This is a genomic window from Streptomyces violaceorubidus (assembly GCF_000717995.1).
Lineage (GTDB): Bacteria > Actinomycetota > Actinomycetes > Streptomycetales > Streptomycetaceae > Streptomyces > Streptomyces violaceorubidus.
Genome location: NZ_JODM01000026.1, coordinates 46414 through 59875, shown reverse-complemented (window position 1 = coordinate 59875; position 13462 = coordinate 46414). Strand labels below are relative to the sequence as shown.

Genomic DNA, 13462 nt, shown 5'->3' with positions numbered 1-13462 from the left:
CGTACGGCGGGTGGGGGTCAGCCCTTCAGCGCGGCCATCCACTCCTCGACCTCGTCCGACCGGCGCGGCAGCCCGGCGGACAGGTTCCGGTTGCCCTCGGCGGTGACGAGGATGTCGTCCTCGATGCGCACGCCGATGCCCCGGTACTCCTCGGGGACGGTCAGGTCGTCGGCCTGGAAGTACAGACCCGGCTCGACGGTGAGCACCATGCCGGGCTCCAGCGTGCCGTCGACGTAGGACTCCACGCGCGCGGCGGCGCAGTCGTGGACGTCCAGGCCGAGCATGTGACCGGTGCCGTGCAGCGTCCAGCGGCGCTGCAGGCCCAGCTCCAGCACCCGCTCGACGGGGCCCTCGACCAGGCCCCACTCGACGAGCCGCTCGGCCAGCACCCGCTGGGCGGCGTCGTGGAAGTCGCGGTACTTGGCGCCCGGCTTCACCGCCGCGATGCCGGCCTCCTGGGCGTCGTACACGGCGTCGTAGATCTTCTTCTGCAGCTCGCTGTACGTGCCGTTGACCGGCAGCGTGCGCGTGACGTCGGCGGTGTAGTACGTGTGCGTCTCCACGCCCGCGTCGAGCAGCAGCAGGTCGCCGGAGCGGACCGGGCCGTCGTTGCGAACCCAGTGCAGGGTGCAGGCGTGCGGCCCCGCGGCGCAGATGGAGCCGTAGCCGACGTCGTTGCCCTCGACGCGGGCGCGGAGGAAGAAGGTGCCCTCGATGTAGCGCTCGCTGGTCGCCTCGGCCTTGTCGAGGACCTTCACGACGTCCTCGAAGCCGCGCACGGTGGAGTCGACGGCCTTCTGCAGCTCGCCGATCTCGAACTCGTCCTTGACCAGGCGGGCCTCGGAGAGGAAGACGCGCAGTTCCTCGTCGCGCTCGGCGGTGACCTTGTCGGTCAGGGCCGCCTCGACACCGGCGTCGTAACCGCGCACGACGCGCACCGGGCCGGTGGCCTCGCGCAGGCTGTCGGCCAGCTCGCGGACGTCGGAGGCGGGGATGCCGTACAGCTTCCCGGCCTCGGTGAGGGAGTGGCGGCGGCCGACCCACAGCTCGCCCTGCCCGCTCAGCCAGAACTCGCCGTTCTCCCGGTCCGAGCGCGGCAGGAGGTAGATCGTCGCGGTGTGCCCGTCCCCCCTGGGCTCCAGGACCAGGACGCCGTCCTCGGTCTGGTTGCCGGTCAGGTACGTGTACTCGACCGAGGCACGGAAGGGGTACTCCGTGTCGTTGGAGCGGGTCTTGAGGTTGCCCGCGGGGATCACCAGACGCTCGCCGGGGAAGCGGGCGGACAGGGCGGCGCGGCGGGCGGCGGTCTCGGCGGCCTGGGGGATCGGCTCCAGGTCGTGCAGCTCGGTGTCGGCCCAGCCGGACTTCATGTTCTCGGCCAGCTCGTCGGTCACGCCCGGGTACAGGCCGTTCTTGCGCTGCTTGATCGGCTCTTCGGACTCGTCCGGGGTCTCCGGGTTCTCCGAGATCTCCGGGGTGAGCTCATCCGCCACGGTCATCCTCCTAGTACGGCACTGGACCACCCCCCATCGTACGGTCGTACGGAAGGGGGCCCAGGGCCGAAGGGCCTGTTACACGGAGGCGCTACCGTCCGTTATGCGGTGCGGACCGGGCGTACATGTCCGCTTTCCGAACACTCCGGAGTCGTTGTCCGACCACTTCGGAGTCGTTGTCCGACCGCCCCGGAGCCGTTACTCGAACCTGACCGCCAGCAGGACGACGTCCTCCTCGGAGTGTGCCGCCGCCTTCCCGTCGGGCAGCAAGGTGCCCAGGACGTGCTCGACGACCGCGTCCGGGTCCTGCCGCGCGGCACGGGGGACGCCGGCCGCCGCCGCGTGCAGCCGGGCGAAGGCGCGGTCGGCCGGGTCACCGGTGCGGTGCAGCAGTCCGTCGGTGTAGAGCAGAACCGTCTCTCCCGGTTCGGCCTGGAGCTCCACGCTGGGAGCCTCCCAGCAGGCGAGCATGCCGAGCGGCGCGGAGACGGAGGTCTCGACGAACTCCGTGCGCCGCTGGCCGATCAGCAGGGGCGGGCTGTGCCCGGCGCCGGCCAGGGTGATCCGGCGCAGCGCGGGCTCGCAGTAGCCGAACAGGGCGGTGGCCGAGCGGGCGGGCTCGGTGAGCCGCAGCAGCAGTTCCAGGTCGGACAGGACGGCGACCGGGTCCTCGCCCTCCATCACGGCGTACGCCCGCAGCGAGGCGCGCAGCCGTCCCATCGCGGCGACCGCGCTGGGCCCCGACCCGGTGACGGATCCGACGGCGAGGCCGAGGGCGGCGTCCGGCAGCGGCAGGGCGTCGTACCAGTCGCCGCCGCCGGTAGGGCCGGTGCGGTGCCGGACGGCGAGCTGCACACCGGGCACCCGCGGCAGGCGGGAGGGCAGCAGTTCCTCGGCCATCGTCGCCATGGACGCGCGGGTGCGTTCGACCTCCAGGAGGCGTGCCAGGTGCGGGCTGGCGTACCGGACGTACAGGCCGGCGAGATGGCGCTGCCGTTCGGCCGGTTCGGCGGGTTCGTCGTAGAGCCAGACGGCGGCGCCGAGGCGCCCGGTGCCCTCGGCGGACAGGGGGAGCGTGTAGCTGGCGGCGTAGCCGAGGCGGGCGGCGACCTCGCGGTGGCGGGGGTCGAGGGCCTTTTCGGCGAGCAGGTCGGGTTCGGCGATGCCGTCCTCGGCGACCGTGAGCCCGTCCAGGATCCGCCCGTACGGCAGGGAACTGCGGGGCACGGTCTCGAGGTGGCCGAGGTCGGCGCGGGCGAGGCCGAGGCCGACGGTGGTGCCGGGACCGAGTCCGTCGGCCGGTTCCAGCACGACGAGCCCGCGCCGGGCGCCGACCAGGGCGGCTCCGGCGTGCAGCACTTCCTGGAGGCCGTCGGCGAGGGTGTCCGTGCGGACCAGGCGTTCGGTCAGTTCGTGCAGGGTCGTGAGGTCCGAGACCCAGCCGGCGAGCCGGTCCTGGAGCAGGGCCCCGGGGGCACAGGGGGTGCCCGAGTCGTCGGTGACGGCCGCGGGCTCCGGCGTGGGGGGTTCGGCCGCCGGGGAGGTGCCCGGGGCGGCGGACGCGACAGTGTGTGCGGGGGACGGAACCGTTGAATCGATTCCGGCCACTTTCGCAGGGTGCGGGGCGTTCATGGCGTCCGGCCTTCCGACCGGCGCATACTGCTCAAAAGCATCGCAAACCCCCATGTCATTCTGCGCCGCCAGCAGTGTCTCCACATGTACACGCACTCGTAAGGGGATGTCCAGCATTGTCCTGCTGGGATTCCTGGTGTCCGTGGGGTGCGAGCCGCCTCCTTCCCGACCTCTTGCGGAAAAGCGAAATTGGCTTGAAACTGCCCCAGAGGATGCCTTGTTGCGGTCGACTGGGGGTGCTTCACGGAGCGTCACAGCGGTCGTGATGGGTACGTACTCGGAGAAGGCCGGGGGTGGTTGGGGGCCACCTGGAACCTGGCGGCGGACCCGGGCGTCCTATCCACCGACGACCGTGCCCCATCCTCCCGTGGCGGAGGCGGAGAGAAATACGCGCGACGGTAAAACGCCAGACTTCGCCACCCCGCGCCACGCCATGCTTGTGATAGACGCAGTGGCCGGAACCGTCATGGACGCAGTCAGTGTTCGACCCACAGGGGTTTCCCTTGCCCTTGGCGGAGGCGTGCCCCGTGGGGACGTCCCCACGGCAGGGGTGTGATGCGCCACCAGCAACGCACAGCGAAGTGATCGACACATGGTGTGAAGAGACCACGGTGTTGCCAGGCGTGCAACGGAAAGGAACGAGCGCTCATGCGCGAGATCCTCGGAAGGCGACGCAGGCTCCTGTCCCAGCACGACGACGGGCAGCCTGAGCTGATCGGCGCGGCCCTGACCTACGCGACACAATGGCAGTGGCCCGTACTCCCGGGCGCGGCGGCGGATCCGCGGGCGCGGTCGCGCTGCGGCTGCCCCGACCCCGACTGCACGGTGCCGGGCGCACATCCCTTCGACCCCGGTCTCCTCGCGGCGACCACCGACGCGCGCATGGTGCGCTGGTGGTGGACCAACCGGCCGACCGCGTCGATCGTCATGGCCACCGGAGGCAGCGCCCCGTGCGCCGTCTCCCTGCCCGCCCTGCCGGCCGCCCACGCCCTGGCCGCGCTCGACCGCGCCGGGCTGCGGCTCGGCCCGGTCGTCGCCTCGCCCACCCGCTGGGCGCTGCTGGTCAGGCCGTACTCCATGGAGCAGTTGGGCGAGCTGCTCTACGCCAAGGACTTCGTCCCCGGCTCCCTGCGCTTCCACGGCGAGGGCGGATACCTCGCGCTGCCCCCGTCCGAGACCGGCGCCGGAGCGGTCCGCTGGGAGCGGGCGCCGCTGCCCGGCTCCGCCTCGCCCTGGGTGCCCGACGTGGAGGCCGTGGTGGACGCGGTGGTCGATGCCCTCACTCGTACGGGTGTGAGCGCGCCCGAGTTGTAGGGGTGTCGGCGCGCGCGGAAGTCCGCGTCCGCCCTCGGTCGTTATCGTCCGACCATGCCGCTTCACGCAGGGGAGCACCGCGCCGCCGGGCCACGCAGCACCGGGTCGCGCCGCCGAGGGCCGGACCGCCGGCGGATCCGTCTGTACGGCCTCGCGGGGGTCGTGGTGTGCGCGGTGGTGCTGCCGTTCGCGGTGGCGTCCGCGGGGCCCTCGGGCGAGGCGGAGGCCGGGGCCGCGACGGCCGTGCCGCTGCTCGCGCGGGACGGTGACAGCAAGGCGTCCGCGTACCCGTCCGCGGCGGAGCCGGAGGACCGGTTCGGGCTCGGCTCCGGGTCGGGGTCCGGGTCCGGGGTGGCCGACCGCCTCACGGACGCGGTGGCGCCGGCCCGCTCGCCGCTGCCGCCCGGCCCCGCACTGGCCGCACGCTGTGGCCCCGAACTCACCTCGCCCGCGGGCATCGAGGCACAGACCTGTGTCCTGGCCCGGGGGACGGAGACCTGGGCGCGGACCTACTACCGCAACGCCACCGGCGGCCCGCTCGAGTCCGTACTGAGCCTCATGGGACCCGACGGACGCAGCGTGCGGACGAGCTGTGCGGTGGGCGTCGAGGACGCGCCGGGCACCTGCGAGACGCCGCCGGACGACACCGAGGGCGCGCACGGGGGCGGGCTGGCGGGCTACACGGCGGTCGCGGAGTTCGCCCGCCGGGCCGGGTACGGACCGTTGCTGCTGCGCGCCGGGAGCGGTGGGAGCACCGGGAGCACCGGGAGCGGCGGTAGCGCCGGGGAGGCGGAGACGGCGGAGACCGATGAGGGCGGCGTCGGCAAATCGCCTGCGGGAACGGGGAGTTGACCGGCGACTGCGGTGAGTGCGCGACCGGGCGCATGGAAAGACCCGGTTGCTGGCGACGGGGGATGCACCAGCAACCGGGCTACTGGAACGGTAACAAGAGATCGGCGGTTAGCAAATTCGATCTCTTGTTTTCCGGTCACCGACTGGCTTGCCGCTCCTAGGAGTTGTGACCGCAGTCACCCGTCCACGAGTCACCGCCCCGGCTGACCGGCGGGCCGGCCGGAGCCGGCCCGCGCGGCTGTGCGTCAGCTGAGGGTCACCTGCCGGTTGGTCAGGCCACCGCGCGCCCGGCGCTCCTCGTGCGTGAGCGGAGCGTCCGTGGCCAGGGCCTCGGCGAGCCGCTCGGCGAACTCCGCGGCCGGCTTCTCGACGTCCTGCGCGGTGACCTCGCTCGGCAGGTCCCACACCGGCACGGTGAGCCCGTGGGCACGGAAGGAGCCGACGAGGCGCGTGCCCTCGCCGAGGGACGACCGGCCCGCGGCGTGCAGCCGGGCAAGAGCGTCCAGAAGCCGCTCCTCGTCGTGCGGCATGACCCAGCGCAGGTGGTTCTTGTCCGGCGTCTCGCACCAGTAGGCGGCGTCCACGCCCTCCAGCCGGACGGTCGGGATGGCCGCGGCGTTGGCCCGCTCCAGGGAGGCGGTGACGTCCGGCGTGGCGTTCTCCGGGTCCGGCACCCAGAACTCGAAGCCCGAGTGCACCTCCGGCTCGAACGCGCCCTCGGGCGCGAGCAGGTCCTGCAACCGCGGCCCGTCGGCCGGCGCGCGGCGCCCCTGCACCGGGGTGCCCGGGGCGGCGGTCAGCGCCCGCGCGAGGGTGTCGGCGAGGTCGCGGCTGATGTCGCCCGACGCCGTGTCGTTCTGCAGGCCGAGCAGGACCGAGCCGTCGTCGCGGCGCAGGGCCGGCCAGGCCATCGGCAGCACCGTGGCCAGTGTGACGGAGGGGACGCCCTCGGGCAGGCCGTCCCGCAGGGTCAGCTCGACCGTGGCCGCCGGCACCAGCTCCCGCAGCGCCACCCAGTCGCACTCGCCGGCCAGCCCCTCGAACGGGCGCTGCACCAGCGCGGTCGTGGCCTGCGCGGCGGTCCGGCCGTGACAGGCCTTGTACCGGCGGCCACTGCCGCAGGGGCAGGGCTCGCGGGCGCCGACGACCGGGACCTCGGCATCGTCGAGCTGGGGCCGCTTGGCCTTGGTCTGGGGTCGCTTCTTGGCCATCGTGGGTGTCTCCCGGTTACGGCTCTACTCGTACGGGCGCGAGCCTAGCCGCTCCCACACCCGCCGTCGGGACCCTGTGGACGACGGGCCGCCTGTGGACAACTCACCGGCATGCCGGGCCCCGTACGCCGCGACCGGGTCGGCGCGAGCCGTCGTACGGATCAGCCCAGGTCCTCGAAGGCGTCCGCGAAGCCCAGGTCCGGGATCTCCGAGACCGCCGGTGCCGAGATCCGGGCGGCGAAGTCGTCACGCCGGTGCCCGGCGTCCGGGTCGTGCACGTCGTCGTGGACGACGACCCAGACCGTGACCTCTCCGCGGGCGTCGTCCCGTACGCCCCAGTCGTCGGCGAGCGCCGAAATGATGTTCAGCCCGCGGCCGCCGTGCGCGGTGACCGAGGGGGTCGCCGGGGCCGGGCGGGTCGGGCCCCCGCCGTCCGTGACCTCCACCAGCAGCCTGCCGCCCGCGTCCACCTGCCACGCGGCCCGGACGTCGCCGTCCCCGGCCAAGGCGTCGCCCAGGGGGCGGCCATGCTTGCACGCATTGCTCAGCAGTTCGGAAAGGATCAGTACAGCGTCGTCGATGACCGATTCCGCCACCCCGCCCCTGCGCAGCTGATCACGCATGCGGTGTCGCGCTTCCCCCACGCCCGCAGGGCCATGGGGCACGGCCATGCTCGACGACGTGGGCACCTCCTGTGCCACCACCAACGCCACCCCCGAGACCTCCTTCGCCCCACGCCACGGTGTGGATGCCCCATCGCCCAGAGCCGGAAACCGGCCGATCCCCGCACGGTGACGCATTCGACACGGTCGAACACGTACCGAACGCGCCGGAGCACTCCCCGTAATCACCTGGCTGGATTTGGTCGGTGTGGCCGAGTCCGGAGGATGATGCAGGCGGGTCGCCGGGTCAAGAGCCATGGACGAATCAGCGGCCCAGGTGGTCCAGGACCGCGCGCGGCCGGTTGGTGATGATGGCGTCCACGCCCAGGTCGGAGCAGAGATCCACGTCGGCCATCTCGTTCACCGTCCACACGTGCACCTGGTGACCGGCCCGCTTCAGGCGCTCGATGTACGCGGGATGATTGCGCACGATCCGGATCGAGGGGCCTGCGATTCGGACACCCGCGGGCAGCCGTCCGTCGCGCAGCCGGGGTGAGACGAACTGCATCAGATAGACCGTCGGCAGCGTCGGGGACGCGGCCCGCACCCGGTGCAGCGACCGCGCGGAGAAGCTCATCACCCGCACCGGGGACTCCTCGGCCGAGGCCGGGGCGTCGAGTCCGAAGCGTTTCAGGAGCAGCAGCAGCCGCTCCTCCACCTGTCCCGCCCAGCGCGTGGGGTGCTTGGTCTCGATGGCCAGCTCCACGCGCCGCCCCGCGTCGGCGACCAGTTGCAGCAGCCGCTCCAGGGTCAGGACGGAGGTCTCCTCCCGGTCCTCCGGCCGGTGCTCCCAGTCGGGCTGCTCGTCGCGCGTGCGCCAGAACTCCCGGGTGCGGCGGGCGCCGAAGTCGAGGGCGGCGAGGTCGGCGAGCTCCAGCGCGGACACCGCGCCGCGGCCGTTGGACGTACGGTTGACGCGCCAGTCGTGGACGCAGACGAGGTGGCCGTCGGCGGTCAGGCGCACATCGCACTCCAGGGCGTCCGCCCCGTCCTCGATCGCCTTCCGGTACGCGGCGAGGGTGTGCTCGGGGGCCTCCTCGGAGGCGCCCCGGTGGGCGACGACCTGGATCCGGTGCTGTCGTGCGTGGGTCACCGCGTCATGGTGCCACCGCGGGCGGGCAGACGTGCCACCGCGGGCGGGCAGACGTGCCATCGACGGAAAAGGCAAGGCGTCCGTTTAGTCTTGGATGACCTATATAAAGAATGGTCGGGGACCCACAGCAACCGCTTATGGTGCTCTGACGGCCCGTGGGAAAAGCTGATGGCATACAAAATCACCAGCACATCCGCGTCGTGCCGGACCGTGGAGCAGCGCGTGAGCGTGGCTGAGCGCGACCAGGGTGAGCGAAATCCAGCCGTGGAACGAGGAGAAAAAGCTGTGAGCACCGAGAACGAGGGCACCGCGGTACCCCCGGCCCCGTCCGCACCTCCTGTGCCGGTGGATGCTCCCGCTGCCTCCGCCCAGCCTCCCGCGCCGCCCGCCCCGCACCAGGCACCCGCCTCCGCCCCTGACGCCCCGGCGGCTCCCCCCGCCGGGGCTCCGGCCGCGCCGCAGGCTCACACGGCATCTCAGGACGCGTCGCCGCAGGACCGGCAGGCACCCCAGGGCGGCGGTGCCCCGCAGGGAGCCACGGCTCCCGACGCCTCGTGGCCCCCGCCCCAGCCGCCGGGCGCCCCGGCCGCCCAGACCCCGGCGTACGGCGGAAGCGGCGACCACGGCTACGGTCCGAGCTACGGCGGCGGCAACGGCAGCGGTTTCGGCGAAGGCCCCGGTGGCGGGGCCGGCGGCGGAGCGGGCGGCTGGGGTGCCTCGTACCAGCAGCCCGCGCCGAAGCCGGGCCGCGGACGTGGCGGTCTGCTCGCCGGTGTCCTGATCGCCGCGCTGGTCGCGGGCGGTCTGGGCGGCGGTCTCGGCTACATCCTGGCCAAGAACAACGACGACGGCGGTTCCACCACGGTCTCCGCCTCCGACACCGGCGGCTCCGTCAAGCGCGACCCCGGCACCGTGGCCGGCCTGGCCGCCAAGGCGCTGCCGAGCACGGTCACCATCCAGGCGGAGGGGAGCAACGGCGAGGGCGGCACCGGCACCGGGTTCGTCTTCGACAAGGAAGGCCACATCGTCACCAACAACCACGTGGTGGCGGAGGCGGTCGACGGCGGCAAGCTCAGCGCGACCTTCCCCGACGGCAAGAAGTACGACGCCGAGGTGGTCGGCCACGCCCAGGGCTACGACGTCGCCGTCATCAAACTCGAGAACGCCCCCTCGGACCTGAACCCCCTCCCCCTGGGCGACTCCGACAAGGTCGCCGTGGGTGACTCGACGATCGCCATCGGCGCCCCCTTCGGCCTGTCCAACACGGTGACCACGGGCATCATCAGCGCCAAGAACCGCCCCGTGGCCTCCAGCGACGGCAGCGCCGACAGCAAGGCGTCCTACATGAGCGCCCTGCAGACCGACGCGTCGATCAACCCGGGCAACTCCGGCGGCCCGCTGCTCGACGCGCAGGGCAACGTCATCGGCATCAACTCCGCGATCCAGTCGACCAGCAACGGCAGCTTCGGCACCGGCCAGGCGGGCTCCATCGGCCTGGGCTTCGCGATCCCGGTCAACCAGGCGAAGTACGTCGCCCAGCAGCTGATCAAGACCGGCAAGCCGGTGTACGCGAAGATCGGCGCCTCCGTCTCCCTGGAGGAGACCGCGAACGGCGCCAAGATCACCGATCAGGGCGTGGGCGGCTCCGACCCGGTCGAGAAGGGCGGCCCCGCCGCCGACGCCGGCCTCAAGCCCGGGGACGTCATCACCAAGCTCGACGACCGGGTGATCGACAGCGGTCCGACCCTGATCGGCGAGATCTGGACCCACAAGCCCGGTGACGAGGTCACCGTCACCTACGAGCGCGGCGGCAAGCAGCACACGACCGAGGTCACCCTGGGCTCGAAGCTCGGCGACGACTGATCCTCGCTCACCCTCCCTCCCGATCCGTCCACTTCGCCACCGGGGACAGCCCCGGTGGCGAAGTGCGTCAGGGGGCGGGGGCCGGAGTTCACACGACGATGACCCGGCGCCCGCGCGTGTGACCGGCCTGGCTGTCGCTGTGCGCCGCCGCGGCCTCGGCGAGCGAATACGACTTCTCGACCGGGATGTGGAGCTTCCCCCGCGAGATCAGGTCGACGGCCTCGGCCAGCGCCGCCGGCACGCTCCCGGCCACGCCGGAGAACCGGACGCCGAACTCGGGCGCCCCGAGATCGGCGATGGTGACGACCCTCTCCGGACTCCCGGTCAGCTCGACCAGCTCGCGGATCACCCCCGAACCGGCCAGATCGAGCGCCGCGTCGACGTCGCCGAGCCGCCGCACCCGCTCGACCCAGCCCTCGCCGTACGTCGTGGCGAGGGCACCGAGGCCGCGCAGGTAGTCCTGGTTGGCGGCACCGGCCGTACCGACGACCCTGATGCCGCGCTCGCGGGCGATCTGCAGCACCGCCGACCCGACTCCGCCCGACGCCCCGCTGACCAGCAACGTCTGCCCCGGCAGCACACCGACCTCGCGGATGATGCGCAGCGCGGTCTCCACCACGGAGGGGTACCCGGCGGCCTCTTCGAAGGTCAGCCCCTCCGGCATCCGCGCCCAGGCCCCGAGGACGGCGAACTCGGCGTAGGTGTCGACGCCCTCACCGAACACCCGGTCCCCGACCTCGACCCCGGTGACCCCCTCGCCGACCTCGTCCACCACCCCGGCGGCGTCCAGCCCGACCCCGGCGGGCAGCACGACCCCGGCGGGCAGCACGACCGGATGGGCCCCCAGCACCTGCCCCTCCCTGACCCGCCAGTCGACGGGGTTCACTCCCGCCGCCCGCACGGCGATACGTACACGACCGGGCCCCGCGTGGGGCTCCTCGGCGTCCACCAGCCGCAGGACGTCCGGACCGCCGAATTCCTCGAAGCTCACTCTCTTCATGCCGGCGACCGTAACACTAACGGATAGGATCTCGTAACGGTTATTGTTTTGTACCTGCTAGCCTGCGGGCATGACCGTGCAGCAGTCGGGCCGCCGCGAACGCAAGAAGGCCGCGACCCGTCAGAAGATCGCCGACACCGCGCTGCGGCTCTTCCTGGAACGCGGGTACGACGCGGTGGGCATCCGCGACGTGGCCGCCGAGGCCGACGTGGCCGTCACCACGCTCTTCTCCCACTTCGCCTCGAAAGAGGCCCTGGTCTTCGAGCAGGACGAGGACTTCGAGCACCGCCTCACGCGGGCGGTCACCGACCGGGCGCCGCACGAGCCGCTGATCCCGGCGCTGCGCCGCGAGGTCCTGGCCCTGGTCCGGCACTGCACGGCGGACAGCGCCGCCCCGATCTGGCGCATGATCGACGCGTCTCCCGCCCTGCGGAAGTACGACGAGTCGGTCCGCCTGCGCCACGCGGAATCCCTGGCCACGGCCATCGCCGCCGACCCCGACCTCACCCGCAGCGAAACCGTCGCCCGCACCCTCGCGAGGTTCGTGATCGACGCCTATTCACTGTCCCGCGAGGCCCCCGACCCCGAGGCCGCCCTCGACGAGATCTTCCCGATGATCGAGGCGGCCTGGCAGGCGGCCGGCCCCCCACCCCGCACGTGACCCCCGCACGGCGAACGGTGCCGGTAGGCTGTACCCCGCTCCGCCCCGGGCGGGACGGCGCGGAGGTGGGTTGCCCGAGCGGCCTAAGGGAACGGTCTTGAAAACCGTCGTGGCGCAAGCCACCGTGGGTTCAAATCCCACACCCACCGCAGTGATACGGCCCCTGACCAGGCTTTACGGCCGGGGGCCGTTGTGCTGCGCGCTACCCGCTCGTCACCGTGCTTCCCCGCAGTTTCCCGCTCGATCGGGCACGGAAGGGGCACGCCGGGGGCACTGCGATAAGCGCCTGGGACCTGCCTCTCAGTCGCCCGCGAACCATACGTAGCTGCCCGGGGTGGCCACACACTGTTCCAGTACCGCCGCGAGATCATCCAGTGCCGCGCGTTGTCGCTCGTCGGCACACTGCTCGCTCAGGCCCGGCAACTCGCTGAGTGCAGCTGCCGCTTCCTGCTCGTTCATCACCGTGTCCCCGTAGGGATCGACGGCGGGAAGCCGACCGCGGACGCCGAGATAGTGAAGCGAGCCAAGTGCGTCGGCCAACGCGTCGCCGTGGCCGTAGCACAGTCGCAGGAATGTCCGGCGCGCCTTCTTCCAGTTGCGCGCTGGCCGAGCCGAGTGCAGTTCCACATCGATCCCCACGCACGTCATGATGCCTGTTGCAGCGAGTTCCGTGTGGGGCGAACGATCAGCGATTGATCGGGATCTCGTAGACGATCTCGCAGTGAGCCGCGGGCACCACGATGTCTGCCGTCTCCACGGGCCGGCCTTCGTCGCTGTAGTACGTCCGTTGGATGTGTGTGACCAGTGCGGCCTTCTGGATGCCGAGTAGCGACGCCTCCTCGGCGGTCGCCTCCCTGGGCTCGGGCTGCTCCACGGCATGGCTCACGGTGATGCCGATGGCGGACATCCGATTCACGACGCCTGCACCGGCGTGCGGCCCTCCCTCGGGGAGGACTACGAGACTGCCGGCGGTGAGGTCGTACGGCTCCCAACTGGTCGAGAGCTGCACGGGCCTGCCGTCGGCCAGGAACTCGTACGCGGTCCGGACGCACAGCTCGCCCTCGGCGATGCCGAGCCGGGCGGCGATTTCCGCCGGGGCCGGCACCTTGGCGTCCGTCCTGCTCTCCCAGTCGCCCTGCCTGCCGACGGCCTTCATGTCCGCTCGGAACGGCGACCCTTCGGGCTGCTCACGCGCGGACGACCGCACCACGCGCACGCGTTGCCGGGGCTCGGCGACGTAGGTGCCCGAACCGGCCCGACCTTCCAGCACGCCTTGGGAGATCAGCAGCTCCTGAGCCCTGCGGACGACGTTCTCGCCTACCGGAGGCTCAAGGGCCGTACGGCAGGTCACCCAGGGCGTAGTCCCGGGCCAGGGTCGGCCAGTCGATGTCGCGCAGGGTCGGGTCCGCGTCGTACGGGTCCGGGATCCGGGGGGTCGGCTGGAACCAGATGACGGTCAGGCCGGAGCGGTGGGTGACCAGGTCGTTGGCCGGGGTCAGGGGTGTCGAGGAGAAGCGGCCGACGCAGGCGACCGGCGGGAGGGTCTCGACGGGGCCGAAGGCGCCCGGGTACTGGTCCGGGTACGCGCGCGGCGGCGGGATCAGGTGGACGGGTACGGCGGGGGACAGCCGGGCGGCGGTGTGCAGGAGTGCCTGGATGCGCTGGTCGTTGGCGGGGCGGC

At 72.4% G+C, this 13462-nt stretch carries 11 protein-coding genes, 1 tRNA gene and 1 pseudogene; 5 read left to right on the top strand and 8 right to left on the bottom strand.

From position 1 onward, the window contains the following. Nucleotides 1–17: 17 nt before the first annotated feature. Together IE94_RS0126355 and IE94_RS0126350 are read right to left on the bottom strand one after the other, a co-directional pair. The gene (locus tag IE94_RS0126355; RefSeq protein WP_037923619.1) at nucleotides 18–1493 is read right to left on the bottom strand and encodes an aminopeptidase P family protein; all 1476 of its coding nucleotides are present in this window, start codon (nucleotides 1491–1493) and stop codon (nucleotides 18–20) included. A 198-nt stretch (nucleotides 1494–1691) separates the two neighbouring features. Beyond that, entirely contained in the window at nucleotides 1692–3125 is a 1434-nt protein-coding gene (locus IE94_RS0126350) for a PP2C family protein-serine/threonine phosphatase (RefSeq protein WP_030188947.1), read from the bottom strand. 648 nt (nucleotides 3126–3773) lie between these two features. On the opposite strand from IE94_RS0126350, the gene IE94_RS0126345 reads away from it, so the two are divergent. Continuing rightward, nucleotides 3774–4439 (top strand): bifunctional DNA primase/polymerase, encoded by a 666-nt coding sequence (locus tag IE94_RS0126345; protein ID WP_030188945.1) that lies wholly within the window; start codon nucleotides 3774–3776, stop codon nucleotides 4437–4439. A 54-nt stretch (nucleotides 4440–4493) separates the two neighbouring features. After that, nucleotides 4494–5291 (top strand): hypothetical protein, encoded by a 798-nt coding sequence (locus tag IE94_RS0126340; RefSeq protein WP_245235319.1) that lies wholly within the window; start codon nucleotides 4494–4496, stop codon nucleotides 5289–5291. A gap of 245 nt (nucleotides 5292–5536) precedes the next feature. Here IE94_RS0126340 and IE94_RS0126335 read toward each other — a convergent pair whose 3' ends face one another. The 3 genes from IE94_RS0126335 to IE94_RS0126325 all read right to left on the bottom strand — a co-directional run bounded on the left by IE94_RS0126335 (nucleotide 5537) and on the right by IE94_RS0126325 (nucleotide 8257). Further along, entirely contained in the window at nucleotides 5537–6502 is a 966-nt protein-coding gene (locus IE94_RS0126335; protein ID WP_030188941.1) for a DUF5926 family protein, read from the bottom strand. A 161-nt stretch (nucleotides 6503–6663) separates the two neighbouring features. Further along, nucleotides 6664–7302: an ATP-binding protein gene (locus IE94_RS36085; RefSeq protein WP_037923596.1), complete on the bottom strand. Its 639-nt coding sequence runs from the start codon at nucleotides 7300–7302 to the stop codon at nucleotides 6664–6666. Between the two features lie 127 nt (nucleotides 7303–7429). Further along, nucleotides 7430–8257: a glycerophosphodiester phosphodiesterase gene (locus tag IE94_RS0126325; RefSeq protein ID WP_030188933.1), complete on the bottom strand. Its 828-nt coding sequence runs from the start codon at nucleotides 8255–8257 to the stop codon at nucleotides 7430–7432. Between the two features lie 285 nt (nucleotides 8258–8542). On the opposite strand from IE94_RS0126325, the gene IE94_RS0126320 reads away from it, so the two are divergent. Continuing rightward, nucleotides 8543–10120, top strand: coding sequence for a S1C family serine protease (locus IE94_RS0126320; RefSeq protein WP_030188931.1), 1578 nt, complete (start codon nucleotides 8543–8545; stop codon nucleotides 10118–10120). Nucleotides 10121–10208: 88 nt separating this feature from the next. Here the strand turns inward: IE94_RS0126320 and IE94_RS0126315 are convergent, their stop codons facing one another. After that, complete coding sequence (locus tag IE94_RS0126315; RefSeq protein WP_037923592.1) at nucleotides 10209–11120, bottom strand: NADP-dependent oxidoreductase; 912 nt, start codon at nucleotides 11118–11120, stop codon at nucleotides 10209–10211. A gap of 70 nt (nucleotides 11121–11190) precedes the next feature. On the opposite strand from IE94_RS0126315, the gene IE94_RS0126310 reads away from it, so the two are divergent. Continuing rightward, a complete protein-coding gene (locus tag IE94_RS0126310) occupies nucleotides 11191–11781 on the top strand; it encodes a TetR/AcrR family transcriptional regulator (RefSeq protein WP_030188927.1) in 591 nt (196 codons plus the stop codon). A 64-nt stretch (nucleotides 11782–11845) separates the two neighbouring features. Beyond that, nucleotides 11846–11930: transfer RNA gene (locus IE94_RS0126305), tRNA-Ser, on the top strand. Nucleotides 11931–12081: 151 nt separating this feature from the next. Here the strand turns inward: IE94_RS0126305 and IE94_RS0126300 are convergent. Further along, nucleotides 12082–12429, bottom strand: coding sequence for a hypothetical protein (locus IE94_RS0126300; protein ID WP_245235318.1), 348 nt, complete (start codon nucleotides 12427–12429; stop codon nucleotides 12082–12084). Between the two features lie 37 nt (nucleotides 12430–12466). Beyond that, nucleotides 12467–13230 (bottom strand): annotated as a pseudogene (locus IE94_RS0126295) (GntR family transcriptional regulator). Nucleotides 13231–13462 lie beyond the last annotated feature (232 nt).

Excerpts from the sequence above, each read along its gene's own strand:
- IE94_RS0126350 (WP_030188947.1), bottom strand. The coding sequence starts at position 3,125 with ATGAACGCCCCGCACCCTGCGAAAGTGGCCGGAATCGATTCAACGGTT.
- IE94_RS0126345 (WP_030188945.1), top strand. The coding sequence starts at position 3,774 with ATGCGCGAGATCCTCGGAAGGCGACGCAGGCTCCTGTCCCAGCACGAC.
- IE94_RS0126340 (WP_245235319.1), top strand. The coding sequence starts at position 4,494 with ATGCCGCTTCACGCAGGGGAGCACCGCGCCGCCGGGCCACGCAGCACC.
- IE94_RS0126335 (WP_030188941.1), bottom strand. The coding sequence starts at position 6,502 with ATGGCCAAGAAGCGACCCCAGACCAAGGCCAAGCGGCCCCAGCTCGAC.
- IE94_RS36085 (WP_037923596.1), bottom strand. The coding sequence starts at position 7,302 with ATGCGTCACCGTGCGGGGATCGGCCGGTTTCCGGCTCTGGGCGATGGG.
- IE94_RS0126315 (WP_037923592.1), bottom strand. The coding sequence starts at position 11,120 with ATGAAGAGAGTGAGCTTCGAGGAATTCGGCGGTCCGGACGTCCTGCGG.
- IE94_RS0126310 (WP_030188927.1), top strand. The coding sequence starts at position 11,191 with ATGACCGTGCAGCAGTCGGGCCGCCGCGAACGCAAGAAGGCCGCGACC.
- IE94_RS0126300 (WP_245235318.1), bottom strand. The coding sequence starts at position 12,429 with ATGACGTGCGTGGGGATCGATGTGGAACTGCACTCGGCTCGGCCAGCG.